General features: G+C 49.8%; 17 protein-coding genes. 14 read left to right on the top strand and 3 right to left on the bottom strand.

Annotation, left to right across the window (positions count from 1 at the left end; translation table 11 throughout):
- Window positions 1-24 precede the first annotated feature (24 nt).
- From BLR06_RS05140 to BLR06_RS05095, 10 genes are all read left to right on the top strand, one after another.
- Complete coding sequence (locus BLR06_RS05140) at window positions 25-1188, top strand: ABC transporter substrate-binding protein (protein ID WP_173812619.1); 1164 nt, start codon at window positions 25-27, stop codon at window positions 1186-1188.
- 26 nt (window positions 1189-1214) lie between these two features.
- The gene (locus BLR06_RS05135) at window positions 1215-2087 is read left to right on the top strand and encodes a branched-chain amino acid ABC transporter permease (RefSeq protein ID WP_092069163.1); all 873 of its coding nucleotides are present in this window, start codon (window positions 1215-1217) and stop codon (window positions 2085-2087) included.
- Window positions 2087-3064 (top strand): branched-chain amino acid ABC transporter permease, encoded by a 978-nt coding sequence (locus BLR06_RS05130; RefSeq protein ID WP_092069160.1) that lies wholly within the window; start codon window positions 2087-2089, stop codon window positions 3062-3064. The genes BLR06_RS05135 and BLR06_RS05130 overlap by 1 nt, the downstream gene beginning before the upstream one ends.
- 2 nt (window positions 3065-3066) lie before the next feature.
- Entirely contained in the window at window positions 3067-3828 is a 762-nt protein-coding gene (locus BLR06_RS05125; protein WP_173812616.1) for an ABC transporter ATP-binding protein, read from the top strand.
- A gap of 1 nt (window position 3829) precedes the next feature.
- Window positions 3830-4555: an ABC transporter ATP-binding protein gene (locus BLR06_RS05120; RefSeq protein ID WP_092069154.1), complete on the top strand. Its 726-nt coding sequence runs from the start codon at window positions 3830-3832 to the stop codon at window positions 4553-4555.
- A gap of 50 nt (window positions 4556-4605) precedes the next feature.
- Window positions 4606-5340 (top strand): L-2-amino-thiazoline-4-carboxylic acid hydrolase, encoded by a 735-nt coding sequence (locus BLR06_RS05115; RefSeq protein WP_092069151.1) that lies wholly within the window; start codon window positions 4606-4608, stop codon window positions 5338-5340.
- A 62-nt stretch (window positions 5341-5402) separates the two neighbouring features.
- Entirely contained in the window at window positions 5403-6284 is an 882-nt protein-coding gene (locus tag BLR06_RS05110; protein ID WP_092069148.1) for a nitroreductase family protein, read from the top strand.
- A gap of 340 nt (window positions 6285-6624) precedes the next feature.
- On the top strand, window positions 6625-7137 hold the full coding sequence (locus tag BLR06_RS05105) for a MarR family winged helix-turn-helix transcriptional regulator (RefSeq protein WP_173812615.1): 513 nt from the start codon (window positions 6625-6627) through the stop codon (window positions 7135-7137).
- Window positions 7138-7209: 72 nt separating this feature from the next.
- Window positions 7210-8937 carry an ABC transporter ATP-binding protein gene (locus tag BLR06_RS05100; protein WP_092069142.1) on the top strand — a complete coding sequence of 576 codons (1728 nt, stop codon included), beginning with the start codon at window positions 7210-7212 and terminating at the stop codon, window positions 8935-8937.
- Entirely contained in the window at window positions 8930-10759 is a 1830-nt protein-coding gene (locus BLR06_RS05095; RefSeq protein WP_092069139.1) for an ABC transporter ATP-binding protein, read from the top strand. The genes BLR06_RS05100 and BLR06_RS05095 overlap by 8 nt, the downstream gene beginning before the upstream one ends.
- Before the next feature lie 246 nt (window positions 10760-11005).
- Here BLR06_RS05095 and BLR06_RS05090 read toward each other — a convergent pair whose 3' ends face one another.
- Both BLR06_RS05090 and BLR06_RS20200 read right to left on the bottom strand, forming a co-directional pair.
- On the bottom strand, window positions 11006-13246 hold the full coding sequence (locus BLR06_RS05090; protein WP_092069136.1) for a TonB-dependent receptor: 2241 nt from the start codon (window positions 13244-13246) through the stop codon (window positions 11006-11008).
- 405 nt (window positions 13247-13651) lie between these two features.
- Complete coding sequence (locus BLR06_RS20200; protein ID WP_281242263.1) at window positions 13652-14485, bottom strand: helix-turn-helix domain-containing protein; 834 nt, start codon at window positions 14483-14485, stop codon at window positions 13652-13654.
- A gap of 703 nt (window positions 14486-15188) precedes the next feature.
- Between BLR06_RS20200 and BLR06_RS05080 the strand changes: the two genes are divergently transcribed.
- The 4 genes from BLR06_RS05080 to BLR06_RS20195 all read left to right on the top strand — a co-directional run bounded on the left by BLR06_RS05080 (window position 15189) and on the right by BLR06_RS20195 (window position 18450).
- Window positions 15189-16814: a (2,3-dihydroxybenzoyl)adenylate synthase gene (locus BLR06_RS05080; protein ID WP_217636836.1), complete on the top strand. Its 1626-nt coding sequence runs from the start codon at window positions 15189-15191 to the stop codon at window positions 16812-16814.
- Between the two features lie 5 nt (window positions 16815-16819).
- Window positions 16820-17095 carry a phosphopantetheine-binding protein gene (locus BLR06_RS05075; RefSeq protein WP_092069133.1) on the top strand — a complete coding sequence of 92 codons (276 nt, stop codon included), beginning with the start codon at window positions 16820-16822 and terminating at the stop codon, window positions 17093-17095.
- Between the two features lie 159 nt (window positions 17096-17254).
- On the top strand, window positions 17255-18241 hold the full coding sequence (locus BLR06_RS05070; protein ID WP_092069130.1) for an amidohydrolase family protein: 987 nt from the start codon (window positions 17255-17257) through the stop codon (window positions 18239-18241).
- Between the two features lie 74 nt (window positions 18242-18315).
- Window positions 18316-18450, top strand: a complete 135-nt coding sequence (locus BLR06_RS20195) for a hypothetical protein (RefSeq protein ID WP_255319468.1) — start codon at window positions 18316-18318, stop codon at window positions 18448-18450.
- A gap of 108 nt (window positions 18451-18558) precedes the next feature.
- Here the strand turns inward: BLR06_RS20195 and BLR06_RS05065 are convergent.
- Window positions 18559-19020 (bottom strand): TonB-dependent receptor domain-containing protein (locus BLR06_RS05065; protein ID WP_139164448.1); only part of this gene is annotated, 462 nt, incomplete at its 5' end.

Genomic DNA, 19020 nt, shown 5'->3' with positions numbered 1-19020 from the left:
AAAAAACGGTAAAGGATGATGAATGTGAAACGGATTCGTTATGGTCTGCTGATGGTAATGACAGTAATAATCGCCGTATTATTGGGTGGCTGCGGCGGTTCCCAGGGAGCGAAAACAGAAGGAGACAATGCGCTTTATGTAGGCGTTGCCGGCCCCTTCAGCGGTGATGGCGCCGAATATGGAGCCATGTGGAAGAAGGGCCTCGAAATTGCCGCCGAAGAAATTAATGCCAAGGGCGGAGTAAACGGACGGCTGATTAAGCTGATTTATGAAGACAGCCAGGCCGATCCGAAGCAGGCGGCCAGCATTGCCCAAAAGTTTGTAAAAGATGAACGAATTATAGCCGAACTGGGCGATTTTTCCACAAACGCCACCTGGTCGGCCTCGCCGATTTACCAAAAAGCCGGCTTGGTTCAGTTCGCTTTTAATCCGTCACACCCGGAACTGACAAAACATGGTGATTATGTATTTCAGCTTTGCCCGACACAGGCTGATCAGGCCATTGCTATGGCAAATCTGGCCACGGACAAGCTGAAAGCGAAAAAAGTTGCCGTGCTTTATCTCAATACCGACTTTGGTAAAGCCGTGAAGGACAATGCCGTACAGGCTGTCCAGGCAAAACAGGCTGAAGTGGTGGCAAGCGAGGCCTACTTAAGCACCGATAAAGATTTTAAAGCCCAGCTGACAAAAGTGAAAGAACTGAATCCTGATGTGATTATACTGGGTTCCTATTATACCGATACGGCGTTGATTATGAAACAGGCTAAGGATTTGGGGGTCAAAGCCACCTTTATTGCTTCCTCCTCCGTTCACTCACCGGCCCTGCTTTCGCTTGGCGGCGATGCCGTGGAGGGATTGGTGACCTTATCCGTGTTTAATATAGGCAATCCCGGAGAAACTTTACAGCATTTCACCGCAAAATATCAGGAAAAATACGGGGCAAGCGAACCGGATACCTTTGCCGTCCAGGCTTATGATGCCTTGCGGCTGATTGCCAATGCCGCGGCAAAAAGTGCTGAACAGGGTGAAATTACCCGAAAATCGGTTCGTGATGAACTGGCAAAAACCCAAAACTTTCCGGCTGCATCGCAAGATTCTATTACCTACAGCCCAACACGGCAGTTAAGCCAGCCGGAATTATTTCCTATTACCGTGAAAGAGGGAAAATTTGTTCCTTATCATTTATAAACGAGAGACAAAAGGAGGACCGGAGTATGCTATTGCAACAAGTGATTAACGGCCTGACGCTGGGCAGCATGTATGCGCTGCTGGCAGTGGGCTTCGCCCTGATTTGCGGCATACTGAAGATGATCACTTTTGCTCATGGTGAAGTTTTCATGGTTGGCGCTTTTGCCGGGTTAACGGCTATTGCCGCTTTCCAGCTTGGGCCTCTGGAAGGGCTGCTGGCTGCCATGGCGGTATCTTTGGTATTAGGGTTGCTGACGGAACGGATTGCTTTTCGTCCGTTCCGGGAGGGGTCGGCGTTGTCGCCGGCCTTAATCACCATTGGAATTTCTATTATTTTGCAGGCCGGAGTACTGCTGCTGGCGGGAGCGGACACCAAAGCATTTCCCTATGATATTGGTATCTATACCTTTCATCTGGGAGGAATTATAATTTCCGGGATTGAAATTATTGTGATCGGTTTGACGCTGCTGCTGATGCTGGCGCTGCAGTTATTTATTCATAAAACCCGCTGGGGGCTGGCACTGCGTGCCACTTCCATGCATTTTGACGGAGCCGGTTTGATGGGCGTGAATACCAACCATGTGGTGGCCCTGTCCTTTGCCCTGGCTTCTGCTCTGGCCGGCATTGCGGGGTTGGTGGTCGGTGCGTACTACGGTGCTTTTTATCCGCGGATGGGAGTCATTATTTCTCTTAAGGCGCTGGCCGCAGCCACGCTGGGCGGTATCGGCAGTGTGAGCGGGGCGATGCTGGGCTCGTTGCTGCTGGGTCTTATTGAAAGCCTGACAGTGGCGTATATTTCGGCTGGCTATCGTGATGTCATTGCGTTTGCCATACTGATTGCGGTACTATTGATTCGTCCTTCCGGGTTGCTGGGGCGTGTGGAGGAGGAAAAAGTATAATGAGACCGCAAAGAGTCACCTCGATTTTATGGGCGGCTGTCATTGTATTGGCAGCTATACCGCTGATTGTTGACGATCAATATATTTTCCATGTACTGACCATGGCGGGCATCTATGCCATATTGGCCATCAGTCTGAATTTATTGCTGGGCAGTACCGGACTTTTTTCTCTGGGTCATGCCGCTTTTTATGGCATCGGCGCCTATACGTCGGCATTGCTGACGCTGAGGCTGGAGCTGCCTTTTGTTGCCGCGTTTGTCCTGAGCGGGATAATTACCGCATTGATTGGCAGGCTGGTCGCCTATCCGGCGCTGCGGTTGAAAGGTATTTTTTTAGCGATTGGGACTATGGGTTTCAATGAAATTGTCCGTCTGCTGGCTATTAATCTGGACTGGCTGACCGGCGGTCCGGCCGGTCTGCCGGGCATTCCCAGTCCCGAGATTTTTGGCGTTGTCATCAGCCAGCCCCGGGATTACTATCTGCTCATTCTGGTACTGGCTGCCGCCACCTATATCGTTTTTCAACGGCTGATCTCCAGCCGGACAGGACGGGCGCTGCTTGCCATTCGTGATGATGAAATCGCGGCTCGGTCGGCAGGGATCGATCTGACCGGCTATAAGGTGGGAGCCTTTACGCTGTCGACCTTTTTCGCCGGTCTGGCCGGCAGCTTTTTTGCGCACTATCTGACGTATGTAAGTCCTGATAATTTTGGCCTGAATGAATCGTTCGCCATACTGGCCATGATTGCCCTCGGCGGTATCGGGAACTTTACCGGTTCAGTTGTCGGAGCCTTCCTCTTGGTGGTTATTCCGGAAGCCTTTCGTTTCCTGCAGGAATACCGGGAATTGATTTACGGTTTTACTATTGTCATTACCGTGCTGGTTCTGCCGTCAGGAGTTGTCGGCTGGTATCCGCGGTTTATGCGCCGGAGAAAAATGGCCGGCAGACAGGCGCTTGCCGTTAAGGAGGAAGGATAGGCATGTCCTTGATCGAGATACGGAAAATTACGAAAACCTTCGGCGGCCTTGTCGCGCTGAAGGATATTGATATGACGGTGGAAGCCGGAGAAATTCACGGCTTAATCGGACCGAACGGAGCGGGCAAGACAACCTTGTTCAATGTATTGTCCGGGAATTATAAGGCGTCCTCCGGCAGCTTTGTTTTTGACGGACAGGAGGTTATACACCTGCGCAATGACGAAAGAGTAGGCCTGGGTATTGTGAGGACCTTTCAAAACATCCGCCTTTTTACCTCCATGACGGTGCTGGATAATGTAAAACTGGGTTTTCACCGGCGGACTTCCGCCAATTGGCTTACTTCCATCCTGAATACGGAAAAAGTCCGCCGGGAAGAACGATTTGTCGAAGAACAAAGCCTGGATTTACTCTGTAAGCTCGGGCTTCAGGCTGTGGCGCAGGAAGAGGCCAAGAACCTCTCTTATGGTGATCAGCGGCGGCTGGAGATTGCCCGGGCCCTGGCGATGAAACCCCGTTTACTGCTTCTGGATGAACCGGCAGCCGGTCTTAACGAGTCGGAGGTAAAAACACTGATGGAACGGATTCAGGCAATCCGCACTATGGGAATCACCGTGATTTTGGTGGAACACGACATGAGTCTTCTCATGTCGGTATCGGATCAAATTACCGTGCTGGCTCACGGGCAAAAGATTGCGGAAGGGACACCGCAGGAAGTGCAGGTTAATCCGCGGGTTATTGCCGAATACCTGGGAAAGGGGGCGTAACATGCTAAGCGTACAAAACCTGCGGGCCTGGTATGGCAATGTCGAGGCTATTCACGGCATCAATCTGGAGGTAGGCCAAGGCGAACTGGTTACTCTCATCGGCTCCAACGGAGCCGGTAAATCCACTACGCTGAAAAGCATTGTGGGTTTGATGAAAAAAAGAGCAGGCGGTATTTTTTTTCATGACCAAGATATTTCCGCCTATACGCCATCCTCTGTTTTAGCCTGCGGAATTGCATTGGTTCCCGAGGGGCGGTGGATATTTCCGGAGCTTACCGTGGAAGAAAATCTGAAAATGGGTTCTTTTCTCCAGCGGAACCGCCGGGCGGTAGCGATAACCCTGGAAGAACAATTTGAACGCTTTCCGATTTTAAAAGAGCGCCGCAGGCAAAAAGGCGGCACCCTGAGCGGCGGCGAACAACAGATGCTTGCTATTTCCAGGGCATTGATGGCCAACCCCAAAATGCTTCTTCTGGATGAGCCCTCCCTGGGACTGGCGCCGCAGTTAGTATGCAACGTATTTTCTTTGATCAAAGAGATTAACGATAGCGGAATTTCCGTCCTGCTTGTGGAGCAAAATTCTACAATGGCGTTAAGCATTGCTGATCGGGGTTATGTACTGAGTACCGGAAAGATGATCATCCAGGGTGCGGCGAAAGACCTGCTCAACGATCCGAAAGTCCAGAAAGCGTACCTCGGCTATAACGACGCCGGCGAGGGAATTTAAAGACTTTGCTGCGTAAGGACAGGTCCGAAAAATCACTAAGGAGAAGGAATATGAGTGAGGAAAAGGAGCTAACGGCACGTAGTCACGCTTATTTGTTTGGCGTAATTGCCAAAGAGGTTATTGATGCTTACGGGGAACAGGGCGTTGAAGCGATTGCCAAAGGGGTTAACATATACGGCAGGCAACGTGGCAAACGAATGGCGCAACGGACTTTAGCCGATGGCTTGGAACCTTCTGCTCTCAATTACGTGGCCTACGGCGAGTGGTCGGCCAAACCGGGCGAGATGGATTTTTCCATTCCCGCCAAAAATCCTGACGTTCAGTTCTGGATCAAGAAATGTCCGTGGCATGATGTATGGCAAGAAAATAACTTTATGGAAAAATATGGGCATTTGTATTGCAAATATGTTGATATAGCGCTTGCCCAGGGATACAATCCGGCCCTGCAGTTTGATATTCTGTCAAACCGCGGCCAGGGAGACGAGGTGTGCGATATGCGCCTTAGAGGCGCCAACGCGACCGAACAAAATGAAGCAGAATTGGCGGCGAGAATGGAAAAGCTAGGCAGCAAGGCGAAAATGCCGTGGGTTTATCATTGCGCCCATTTATACAAAACCATGTGGGAAGTAATTGTAGCCAGTTTCGGATATGCCGGCCTGGAATTGATGCAAAAAGCCCTATACGCATTTGGCGCTTCTAACGGTCAGGAAGCAGCGGAGAGCATCTTGAAGTTAATGGAAATTGACTATAACGCTATTCCTCCTTATGCCGGCATAAACGGATAGCTTCAGCGGCAGGGATTATTCATACGCGAACATAGCCAATTTGGATATGAGGAGACGATACTATGACGGAAATAATCAAAGTGACGCCTTTTGGCGGGCAAGTATACGAAAAAGAAGATTTAATGAAAATGGAGCCGGCGATATTGCGGGCGTTGCTGCGCGAGCGAGCGCACCACAATATTGAGGTTCCGCTATATCCGCTTCTTGTCCGGGGGCAAACCAAACCTGTGCCTGTTTTTGGCTTGCAGACGCAATTGGTGTATGATGTCTGGAAAGAAAGAGGTTTTACCGACGAAGACCCGGATATTCAATGGGTCAAACAATATCTCGCCTTAGCGGAAAAGATTCGCGCCGGCGAAAAAATCGAGTGGGATATACCCGTGCAAACTCCCTTTACCGAGGAAGAAATGGCCGTAGTTTACAAGCTGCTATACGAACGGCGCTCGATTCGTGATTGGGTTGACAAACCCGTTCCTGACGAATTGATCGAGAAGATTCTTGAGGCCGGAAGAGCGGCTCCCATTGGCTGCAACCTGGATGAAGTTCGTTTTATCGTCATTAGAGATCCGGAAGAGGCCAGAATGGTCTGGAGCGACATCCCTGTAACTCATGCGGTTGTAATAGTCATTTGCTACGATAAGCGAATTCCCCAAGTTGTCGGACAAGACAGAATCGTCCCTCAAAATGGCGGGTTCGATGCCGCCGCCGCCGCCGATCATATGCTGCTCATGGCGCACGCCCTCGGTCTGGGGGGAGTTTGGCTATCGAAAACGGTGAAAACAGAGGTTACCACAGACACTGCCCAGAAGTTTAAAGAAAAGTATGGTTTGCCGGACTATATTGAAATCGCCCTTCATATAGCGGTTGGCTGGTCGGCTATGGGAACAATAAAATCCCAAAGGATGCCCTTAAAAGAGATGATACTAATAAGAGGTGCAAAATAAGGCACTGGCACGTTGGAGCAAAAAAATTGTTGGAAACAAGTAGATAGCTAAGTTTGTTAAAGCCAGCCGATTTTGCGGCAATAAAATATTTTTATTTATCAGTGAAGGATCTCCAGCGGGAGATCTTTTTTTTACTGACCAAGCGGCCGGTTCGGTTGTGATTTATTTTTATATACGGACTGCTGATTTCAAGCAGATTAAAAAAGGCGGCTATATCAATTTCCGGGACTTCAGACTATAGCCACCTATTTTTTTATTGACATTTGTTTGGTAAAAAGTATAATAAAATTATTAGGTTCCTAACTAATTAATGGATAAGAATAAAGGAGGAAGCATGCCAATGGCTGATATCAGTACAAATGAACTTTATAATGCATTGAGGCGTCTGAACCGACAGATGTATCGCTATGCGCATCAGACAATGCCGCCGAAAGAGGGCCTTCATCGCGGACAAATTCACCTGTTGTTTCTTATTTCACGCAATGACGGGGTAATTCAGCGAGATTTAGCAGAAATTTTGGATATCCGTCCCTCTTCCCTGACCGAGATGCTCGTCAAGCTGGAACAGGAGGCATTCGTTGTGCGCAAGCAGGATGAAAAAGATCAAAGGATCATGCATATCTATCTGACTGAGAATGGAAAAGCTGCCGTTAACGGCTTTACTGAGGCCAATACGAAACTGACATCTGCCATTTTCAATTGCCTGATGGAAGAAGAAATCGAAAAAATGCTTGAATTGGTTCGGAAAATAAGTGGTAATCTGGAAATTTTGGATGATCCCGCCAGCGATACAGGTCATGCAATAGGCAGAAAGCCCCACGGACATCATCATCGCCACCACCGTTGGGATTGACGCTGCCACTCATTCAACGGCAATAGGCAATAGCAAATGGGTTATGAATTTTAAGAAGAAGAAGGAACCTGAATGGTTAAGCTGTTAAAATATTTGAAGGGCGCAACCGGTTATGCCGTTTTAGCGCCCTTGATGATGATTTTGGAAGTATCCATGGACTTGATGCAGCCTAAGCTCATGGCGGATATCATTGATATCGGCATTATGAATCAGAATGCTGCCTACGTTTTTTCTACAGGGGTGAAAATGATCCTGGCGGCGCTTCTCGGCTTGATAGGCGGCGCGGGCTGTTCCGTATTTACCACTATTGCTGCGATGCATATGGGAGAAAAATTGCGGCAGGCTCTGTTTGATAAAATACAAACCCTGGCCTTCCTGGAGATCGATCAATTTAAGACTTCGTCGCTGATTACACGGCTGACCAATGACGTGTCACAAGTCCAGAATATGGTAAACCTGGTGTTGAGAAGTGCTTTTCGGGCCCCTCTTTTATGTTTGGGCGGAATGATTATGGTTGTCAGTTTAAGTCCCAAACTATCCATTGTATTTTTAGTGGCAGTGCCGGTGATTTTGATCGCCGTTGTCATCATTCTTAAAAAATCGTTTCCGCTGTTTTCGGCCGTACAGGAAAGGATAGACCGGATGAATACGGTTATGCGGGAAGGGATATTAGGGATCCAGGTCATTAAGGCCTTTACCGTCGAAACAAGGCAAGCGGCCAGATTTGATGAAGCAAATGAGCATTTGATGCAGGAAGGCAGCAAAGCGCAAAACATGAACATGATTCTTTGGCCGGTCGTTATGCTGGTTATGAATATCAGCATCATCGCCGTGTTATGGTTTGGGGGCAATATGGTCAACCAGAGTACCCTGCCAATCGGGAAAATCGTAGCTTTTGTGAATTATCTCGTGCAAATTATGAACGCTCTGATCATGGTGGTGATGCTCGTTTTGAATTTTTCGCGGGCCAAAGCTTCTGCGGACAGAATCAATGATGTATTGGACGCGGCGCCGTCGATTCAGGATCAGGATTGTTCGCTTGAAATGAACGGTTTTGACATCGAATTCAAAAATGTTTCTTTTCAATACAATGAACACAGTGAAACTGTATTGAACGATCTGTCATTCAGAATCGAAGAGGGTGAGAAGATTGGGATTATTGGCGCTACGGGTTCCGGGAAAAGCTCCCTTGTCAATTTGGTTCCAAGGCTTTATGATGCCACAGCAGGACAAGTGCTGATCGGCGGCCTGGATGTCAAAAAGATAAAATTAAAAGAACTGAGGGAAAACATTGGCGTGATCTTGCAGGGCAGTATTTTGTTTTCGGGAACGATTGAAGAAAATCTAACGTTTGGCAGTTATCCGGCGGGTAGGAAAGCTGTAGAGGAAGCGGCCCGTGATGCCCAAGCCCATGATTTTATTCTGGAAAAGGAAAATGCTTATCAAAGCCTGGTGGAGCAAAGAGGAAAAAATTTCTCCGGCGGGCAAAAGCAGCGTATTTCGATTGCCCGAACTTTACTCAGGAAGCCTAAAATTCTGATCATGGATGATGCGACCAGCGCTCTTGATCTGGCAACTGAGGCAAAATTACAAACCACGCTGCAGCAGAGAATGGCCAAGAGCACGGTACTCATGATTGCCCAGCGAATTTCCGGTGTTATGGATTTAGATAAGATTATCGTATTGGAAAACGGTAAAATAGCCGCTATGGGCACCCATCAGGAATTATTGGCAACAAGTGAGATATACCGCAGCATCGCAGTATCACAATTGGGCGAGGAGATGCTTGCAAATGGTTGATGGAAGAGTGGCGTCCGTGGTGAGACCGGGGGATCCGCGGGGCAATCCGCTGGGCCGGTTCAATAAGCGGCCTGACAAGCTTAAAAATGCCAGGGGCACGATTCAGCGGTTACTGGCGTATTTGGGCGGTAAAAAGAAGCTGCTGATCCTGACCTTTCTGCTGTGTTTTATCACAACAATCATCAGCATTATCGGCACCTGGCTGAATGGATACGCCGTCGATCATTTTATCGAGAAAGGAGATATGCCCGGGCTGCTTCAGCTTTGCATCATGTTAGCGGCCATTTATTGCGTGAGCGTTGCCTCAACCTATTGGCAGAACCGGTGTATGGTGGACATCGCCCAGCGGACTGCCGCGAAGATCAGAAGGGATTTATATCGCGATATCCAAATCCTTCCTTTGCAGTATTTTGATACCCATTCCAGCGGGGACTTAATGAGCCGGCTTACCAATGATGTCGATAATATTAATATGACGTTAGGGCAAAGTATCACCCAGCTGTTTTCCGGCGCTGTAAGCATTGTCGGTATGCTTGCGGCCATGCTGCTTTTAAGTCCGGTGCTCACCCTCGTAGGGTTAACAACCGTACCGCTGACCTTTTTGCTGTCAAAGCTGATTATGAATAAAACCCAGCCGTTTTTTATCAAGCAGCAACAGGAACTGGGCAATTTAAACGGATATATCGAAGAAAGAATATCGGGGCAAAAGCTGATTATCCTCTGCGGCCGGGAAGAACAGGCGAAGGCGGAGTTTGCAAAAATTAATAAAAAACTTACGAGAAGCGCCATTTTTGCCCAGGCTCTTTCCGGAATTATGGGGCCTGTTAATAACGCCGTTAATAATCTTACGTATTTCATGCTTACTGTCAGTGGGGCTTATCTAATATTTTCCGGCAGCAATATCACTGTCGGCGTAATCTTTACTTTTATCCTGTATATGAGAAACTTTACGCGCCCGCTCAATGAGACGCTGAATATCTTCAACACCATCCAATCGGCCCTGGCAGGGGCGGAAAGAGTATTTGAAGTGATGGATGAGCCGAAGGAGAAAGATGCTGAGCAAGCAAAAGAAGTTTGCCGTTTCAAGGGCGAGATCACGCTGCAGCAGGTCAATTTTTCCTATACCAAGGAGCAGGGAATACTGAAAAATGTGAGCTTAAAAGCCCATAAAGGCCAGACCATTGCCATTGTAGGACCCACAGGTTCGGGTAAAACAACCCTGATCCATTTGCTGACCAGGTTCTATGATATTGACAGCGGCGAGATCCTCATTGATGGCGAGAATATCGACACTATAAAAAGAAGCTGCTTAAGAAGAGCCATAGCCATGGTTTTGCAGGATACCTATCTTTTCTCGGAGAGCGTCCGGGAGAATATTCGCTATGGACGCTTAACCGCGACCGATGAAGAAGTTGAACAGGCTGCGAGGCTCGCCAATGCCCATCGCTTCATCAAACAGTTGCCGGAGGGTTATGATACGGTCCTGACCGACAACGGCGGCAACCTGTCGCAGGGGCAGCGGCAGTTGTTGGCCCTTGCGCGGGCCGTATTGGCGCAAGCGTCTGTTCTTATTCTGGATGAGGCGACTTCCTCCGTAGATACCCGGACGGAAGCAGCGATCCAAAAGGCCATGCTGAGCCTGATGCAAGGGAAGACCGCTTTTGTGATCGCCCATCGATTAAGCACCATCAGAAATGCCGATGAAATCCTGGCCGTAAAAGACGGGCAAATCATTGAGCGGGGAACACACCAGGAATTGATGGCACAGGGGAATTTTTATGCCGGACTTTATAACAGCCAGTTTAAGGGGCTGCAGATATAGATCGCAGCCGGCAAATCCCGCCAGGTGCGCTGGGCGGGGGCGCGGCAAAACCCCAGAGCAGCGTCGCCGGAAATGAAGGCAGGCGGCGGCAGGGCCAAGACCGTCAGAATGCTGCTGGCTGGCGAGCGCATAGCCGCCTAAAATGGCGGCTATGCGCAGGGGGGATTTGTCTGGCCGGTACCGGCAAAAGCTCTTTCAGCCGGCGAACCGCATCAGCATAGCATATTCCTAGTGTCAACCCCTTGGTTATAACTGCATGGTTGCCGACAGCTTAACGGTGCGGGGGCTGCCTAAGTTGAGAAGGCCCCTGTCGTTGGCACCTGCCCAGTAGTGCTTGTCAAACAGGTTTTCCACGCTGAGCCGGTAGGTGACCGGGATTTTATTGATCACAGTCTTGTACCGCGCGCCGATGTCATAGCGTACCCAGCTCGGTATTTCGAAGGTGTTGGCATTGTTGGCGTATTGGGAGCTGGTATATACGGCCCGCAGCGAAAGTGATAAATCCGGGTTCCACGGCGTGTCCCACTCGACGCCGGCGTTCATCGTCCATTTGGATACGCCCCCCGGCGTGTTGCCGTTATTGGCGACGGTGCTGGAGCGGACCAGTTCGCCGTCGGTATAGGCAATGCCGCCCAACAGGCGGAGGTTCTTGGCGATGTTGCCGAAGGTATTCCATTCAATGCCGCGGTTTTTCTGTTCGCCGTCATAGGCATAGACGTTGTCAGTAACCATAGAGCTGGGAACTTCGATTTGAAAAAAGGCCAGCGTATTGGCAAAATTGCCCTTGTCCCACTTGACGCCGAATTCGCGCTGCTTGGTTTTGTACGGCGCCAGTACCTGGCCGGCGTTGGCGTAGGCTGCTCCCACCACGGTTCCGGGGGAAAGCGCTTCAATATAATTGGCGTAGAGAGCCACCGATTCGCCCCACGGTTTGACGATGAGGCCGACCATCGGCGTGTTGGCGTGGGAGTCGTAGGTGGTTTTCGATTTCAGCCCGCCGGTGGTATCGTTGTTGTTGTAGGCGTAGCTTGTCTGGTCCACATTTTGCCGCCGTATCCCCAGCGTTAACTGGACCTTTTCCTCGTTAAAGGAAAGCGTGTCGGCCAGCAGGAAACTGGAAAGCTCGGTGACAGCGGTCTTGTTGCCTTTCTTTATCGACAGGCTGTTGTAAAGGTTGGCAATCGAAACCGGGTTGTGGATATTCGTTGCCATATTTAGTGCTGTTTCATCCCAAGCATTGGAATAATCGGTGTCGGAGAAGTTTGCCCCCAAAACGACCTGATGCTTGACCGCGCCGGTCTGATAAGCGCCGCGCAGTCCTATTTCGGAGGCCGTGGTTTCGTTCCAGAAGTATTGCTTATAGACACCCTTGATCGTGGCCGAGCCATCTGTCTGCAGTTTCTGCACGTGATTGCCGTTGATGAAGCCGTAGGCTTTGGCGTATAGTTTGCCAATACCGGCATAGGCCGTTAAATTGTCCCGGATGTCATATTCGCCTTTAAACAGAATCCCGGTATTCCGCGTGGTGCCCGACGCCCCCTTGAACACGTTGGTCGAGCCGTCCGGAGCTTTCACGTAAGAGCTTAAGCTATACATGGAGATAAGACCGCCGTCGTATTTATCCTCGGCGCTATAGGCATCCAGGGACAGCCGCCACTTATCCTTGCGGTAATCCACGCCCAGAGCGCCCAGCAGCCGTTTACGGGATTGGTCGTCGGTTGTGGTATCGCCGTCCGAGTACAGGCCATTGAAGCGGATGCCCCACTCCTTGTTTTCGCCGAAGCGGCGCCCTATGTCAATATGGCCGCCGAACTGGGACTCGGAGGCATAACTGGTGGTAAAGTTGGTGATATCCTCCTCGCCGGCCCGTTTAGGTACTAGATTGATGGCGCCGCCCACCGAGGTGCTCACGCCGCCGTAGAGAAAGGAGCTGGGCCCTTTGAGCACTTCCACCCGTTCCAGAAATTCCACGGGAACACGGTAGAACGGCGCCAAACCCGCTATGCCGTTAAAATAGAGATACTGATAATTTACCTCCAGGCCGCGGATTCTGAAGTTTTCGCTGACCTGTCCGCCGGGAGTGGCGAGCCGGACGGAGGGATCGTTGGCAACCACGTCAAACAGGGTGTCGGCCTGCTGGTCTTCGATGGTCTGGGCGGTGTAAGCGGTGACGTTGAAGGGCGTGTCCATGAAATCCTTGTTGCCCAGTACGCCGAGCCCGGCGCCGCGGGCCGCCTGGCCGCCGGCGTAGGGCGGGGGCAGCTCCCGGCTGCGTCTGGCGGTCACTTCAATTCCTTCCAGGGTGAAATCAGACCGTTTGGCAGCTGATTCGCCGGAAACAGCTTGTTCTTCGGCAGTTTGTCCGGTCACCGAGGCGGATTCCGGCGCTTCTTCGGCGTAGGCAACGACTGGCGCATGCCAAAACAGGCTGCTGCCAATCAGGGCATACAGGACTTTTTTCCTAATGCGGGACATTTTTTTCTTCATACCGTTCGACTCCTTTTCAGATAACTTAACTGTAGATAACAGCTATACCAACTTTCATTATAAGTGCCGAAACCAGGAATGAGGATCATTCTCGGTTTATATATTGAGTATAACAACAGCCAACATGGGAGTAAATTGACATATTTCTAAACACATTGATATATTTCCAAACACATTGATATATTTCCAAACAGACCTGGATTTTTTCCCAATCAAAAAAATACGTCATGCGGCTTACGCTGTCCGACGCAGAGCTCGTATTAACAAAGAGCATTCACAAATAAATCCGGCTTTGGCAGTAAAAAGCAAAAAAAGCAGCCGCAAACCCTTATGAGCAAAGGGGCTGCGGCTGCTTGGCAGTCAGTTTTAAAATGCTACGCTGTCAGGTGATTTTTTAATTGGCAATCAACCTTTTATTTTACCTAAATACCGGCACTTACTGGGAGACAAACCCGTTCGCTTCTTGAATAACAGGCTGAAGTAATAAGGGTCGGAATAACCCACGTACTCTGCAATTTCCGCGACCGGGCAGGTTGTGGTGCAGAGCAGTTCTTTCGCCCGCCGCATTCGGTACTCAATCAGAAATTTATTCGGACTCATGCCTGTATGCTTTTGAAACAAATAGGCAAACTGTTTGCTGCTCAGACCATATTGCCTGGCTAATTCCGGTACGGTGAGCGGTTCCATACAATGATGCCTCATATATTCAGCGGCTTCTGCCCCCAGTTCGCAGCTGGCGTTATGTAACCGACGATTGGCGCAAGTCAGAATTTCATCCAAAATGATGAAAAACAGGGATTTGATTTTCAGCGCCGACAGATTACCCGGTGTTGCGTAGATATGGTACATCCGCTGCAGCGTGTCTTTGATCCCGGAATTATATCCCGGGCTGAGTTCATAATGCGACAATGCATAGGGAAACGTTCCGCGGGTATTGCCGTGCACCTGGTAATGTACGACTATATAATCCCATATTGACTGTCCCAGAACCTCTTTATCCAAGGGCATATTTGGCCCGCCGTGGAATACTTTGCCAGGCTCCATGTCATAGGGCACGCCGTCAAAAAACATTCTTGACCGGCCGCGCAGCGGAAAAATCATACCTGGCCATGGCGAAGTAACTGTGCCAAAAAGTTTTCTTCCCGGTTCGATAACCATACGTCTTATATCAACTACGCTAAAGTTTATTTTGGCAAAATAACCGGATAGATCGTTGATATCCACCTTCATTTTTTGCATCCTCTTTTGCATCCTCCTAAGCGGCAGCAAGTCGATAAAGACCGCTCTTGTTTATCAATGCTCCCATGCCAGGCCGTTCTGATACTTCCTGCTTGAATCAGCGGGGGATAAGAAGGCTAAATCTCTGGATAAGGCCGACTAACCTTCTGCTGGGGTAAAACTGCCGCCTGAAGGTTAGTTTTTTTACAAAAAATAAATGATAATAATTATCATCATCGTTTATTTTATCAAGATTTCCATTAACTTTCAACTTTATTTATAACTAAGTTATAGCAAATTTAAAAAATATCAAGGATCATTGGAAAAATCTCTATTTGTCTGTGCTTTGCAGTTTGTTATACTGATAAAAACAAGCCAATGACAATAATTACCATTGGCGAAACAAAAGCTTTATTAAGGGCCGCTTTTTGGCTGAAATTAAGAAAAATTACAACTTATTATACGAGGAGTTGATAACATTAAGAAAACATTGTCTCTTGTCAGAAAACGTGATAGAAAATTTCATAATTCGCGGTTTTACCGTTAATTCCTTTGATTTGGGCTTTGACGGCCTGTCTGACCTGGCGCCGATGAGCCATGTGCCGACAGAATTCCCTTAAACGTGACTGCTGTCGCAACGGGCCTGGTGTGTGGAATACTGATTAGGAGCTAAATGCGGGACGCTGTCTCTTGTATAATCGAATATCGTCAAAGGAGTGAATAGATGATGGTGACAGGTTGCCCTTCTTTCCCGAAAGAGTTTGCAGAGCGGTACAGAGAAATGGGTTGCTGGCGCGGTGAAACCTTCGGCAACATGCTGCGGGAACGTGCTGAAAGCCAAGGGGAGCGCATTGCCGTTACAAGCGGGGAAAAAAATATCAGTTACGCCGAACTGGACAAGCGGGCGGACGGATTGGCCGCCGGCTTTCAGCAGCTGGGGATAAGGAAGGGGGACCGCGTGGTGGTCCAGCTTCCCAATAGGATCGAGTTCTTTGAAGTTTGCTTCGCTTTATTCAGGCTAGGGGCGTTGCCTGTCTTTGCTCTTCCTTCACACCGCAGCAATGAAATTTGTTATTTTTGCGAGTTTGCCGAAGCTGTTGCCTATGTGATCCCGGATACCTACATGGAATTTGACTACCGTACGCTGGCAAAGGAAGTTAAAAATACGGTTCCGGGTCTGCAGGTCATTGTGGCCGGTGACGCCGGCGATTTTCTGGCTTTGCCGGAGTTGTATGCCGCTGCTATCGTCGACCCGCCGGCAGTGAGCTCCTCCGACGTTGCCTTTCTTCAATTGTCCGGCGGGAGCACCGGCTTATCCAAGTTAATTCCCCGAACCCATGACGACTATATTTATTGTTTGCGCCTCAACGGCGAATTTTGCCGGCTGAATCAGGATAGCGTGTACCTTGCGGTTCTGCCTGTTGCGCATAACTTTACGCTTAGTTCGCCCGGCGTACTTGGCGCGTTATACGCAGGAGCCCGGGTAGTTCTTGCCGCTGCGCCCAGTCCGGATGAAGCCTTTCCCCTGATAGAGCAGGAACGGGTCACCATTACTTCGCTTGTGCCGCCGCTTGCCCTGATATGGCTGGAAGCCGTAGCTTCCAGCCGTTACGACTTGTCCAGCCTGAAGGTGCTGCAAGTTGGCGGGGCTAAATTCAGCGAGGAGGCTGCGCGCCGGATCAAACCGGCATTTGGCTGCACGTTGCAGCAAAGCTATGGCATGGCGGAAGGTCTGGTGAATTGCACAAGGTTGGATGACCCGGAAGAAACGATTGTGAGTACTCAGGGGAAACCCGTGTCGCCCTATGATGAAATCCGGGTGGTGGACGAGGACGATATAGAGGTGGCGCCGGGGGAAGTCGGGCAATTATTAACAAGGGGGCCTTGCACCATTCGCGGCTATTATAAAGCGGAAGAACATAATGAAAAGGCGTTCACTCCGGACGGTTTTTACCGGACCGGTGATCTGGTCAGCGTGAATGCAGCGGGCTATATCGTTGTGGAAGGCCGCGCGAAGGATCAAATCAATCGCGGCGGCGAAAAAATCGCGGCGGAAGAGGTTGAAAATCACCTTCTTGCGCACCCGGCCGTATTGGACGCAGCGATTGTTGCCATGCCTGACGCGTTTCTCGGCGAACGGTCATGCGCTTTTGTGATACTCCGTCACGAAAATCCTACAGTTGGTGCGCTGAAAAATTTTCTAAAGGAACGCGGCATTGCCGCTTTTAAAATTCCTGACCGGATCGAGTTTATCGACAGCTTTCCTTATACCCCATTAGGCAAGGTAAGCAAGAAAGAATTACGGAAAATGATTGCCGAAAAAATTAATGGAAAAAGGCTAAAGGAGTGATCTTAGTGGCTATTCAGCATTCAAATAACGAAGCGGCAGCGGCAGCCGTCTCTCAGTGCCTGACCTTGCAGCTTGTACGCCAGCAAGTCGCAGAACTTCTTGACGAAGGGCCGTCAGATATTGATGACAATGAAGACCTAATTGACAGAGGCTTGGATTCCATCAGAATTATGAGCCTTGTTCAGAAATGGCGCGGCATAGGGGTTGATGTTACTTTTATGAAGCTTGGCAAAAAGCCGACCATTTCTAATTGGTGGAGTTTGATATCTTCTTCCCAATAGGGTGATCCAGCAAAAGGGATGGTGGTAAGGTATGAATAATCCGTTTGAAAACGAAAACGGCGTCTATTTTGTGATGATTAATGGTGAAGGCGCCTTTTTGCTAAACAGGCAGTAGCTGGTTTAACCTATCAAATAAATTTATCAAAGGAGAATGTTCTCGTGAAAAAGATTGCTTTGGAAGAAGCCTTTGCCGTAAAAGGTGTGGAAAAATTTACTCCCCAGTTGCTTAGTCTGCGGGAGTTTCGGCAAAACGAGGCTAAGCTCATTGACTTGGCAGACATGAGGATCCGCGCTATGGACGAGGGAGAGGTGGATATTGCGGTGGTTTCGGCGACCTCACCGTCTATTCAAGGGCTGGAGAATCATCAAATTGAGGTTGAGACCGCCCGGGCCTGGAACGACTATGTGGCAGAAGCCATTCAGTCCCGCAGGAACCGCCTGCGTGCCTTCGCCTGCCTGCCTATGCGGGAACCGGATGCTGCCATCGAAGAATTGACCCGGGCTGTCAAGGACTTGGGATTGGTAGGAGCGCTGATTAACGGGTATGACAACGCTGGAAACCTGGCCCCCATCTACTACGATGCCCCGGAATATTTAGATTTCTGGAAAGCCGCCGAAGCGCTGGACGTTCCTGTTTACATCCATCCCCGGACAGTGCCGGACGATCGGGAAACAACGTATAAACCGTATCCGGAGCTAAGGGGAGCGGCTTGGGGATTCCATGTGGAGACGGCGGAACATGTACTGCGGATGATCATCAGTGGCTTGTTTGACCAGGTGCCGAATTTGAAAATTATCTTGGGACACGCAGGAGAATTTTTGCCCTTCTGGTGCTATCGGATTGATCACCGCATCCAAAGAGAGGGCTGGGACGGCGAAGTGGCTGCTAAGAACGGGAGACCGAGAAAGCTGTCCGTGACAGAATATGTAAAGCGTAACATCTACGCCACAACCAGCGGGTTTTTCTACACCCCGGCCTTGGAGCACATCCTGCGGGTACTGGGTCCAGAACACGTTATGTATTCGGCGGATTATCCCTATGAAGACATGACGGAGGCAAACGAATGGTTTAAGACTCTGGATTTCGTCCCGGGTGTATTGCAGGCTATCGCCTACGATAACGCCAAGAGAATCCTCAAACTCTAACCTGAGAGTGGAATGGGTTCTTCAACCCCAAGTAAGGCTCTCCCTTTCAGCCCAAACCGGTCCAAATCAAGCAAATGTACTTAAACGGAGAGGATATCCGCAATCTTTCCACCAGAGAAAAAGTGCAAAAGATGGCGATCCTGTCCAGTCCGCCGCCGACGGGGTTGACCGTGGGCGAGCTGGTGGCTAGCGAGCGCATAGCCGCCTAAATGGCGGCCAGAATGCGCAGGGGGGGGTTGTCTGGGCGGTACCCGCTAAACACTCTTTCAGCCGGCGAACCGTGTCAAGCATAGCATATTTCTAGTGGCAACCCTTGTTTAAAGCTGCATAGTTGCCGACAGTTTAATGGTGCGGGGAGTTCCTAACGTGACAAGACCCTTGTCGGTGGCACCTGACCAGTAGTGTTTGTCAAATAGGTTTTCCACGCTGAGCCGGTAGGTGACCGGGATTTTATTGATCACGGTCTTGTACCGCGCGCCGATGTCATAGCGCACCCAGCTCGGTAATTCGACGGTGTTGGCATTGTTGGCGTATTGGGAGCTGGTATATACGGCCCGCAGCGAAAGTGATAAATCCGGATTCCAGGGCGTGTCCCACTCGACGCCGGCATTCATCGTCCATTTGGGTACGCCCAGCGGCGTATTGCCGTTATTGGCGACGGTATTGGAGCGGACCAGTTCGCCATCGGTATAGGCAATGCCGCCCAACAGGCGGAGGTTCTTGGCGATGTTGCCGAAGGTATTCCATTCAATGCCGCGGTTTTTCTGTTCGCCGTCATA

The sequence above is a fragment of the Dendrosporobacter quercicolus genome (genome assembly GCF_900104455.1).
Classification (GTDB): Bacteria; Bacillota; Negativicutes; order DSM-1736; family Dendrosporobacteraceae; genus Dendrosporobacter; species Dendrosporobacter quercicolus.
The sequence above is the reverse complement of the archived record's forward strand: the minus strand, read 5'-3'. Positions and strand labels throughout refer to the sequence as shown.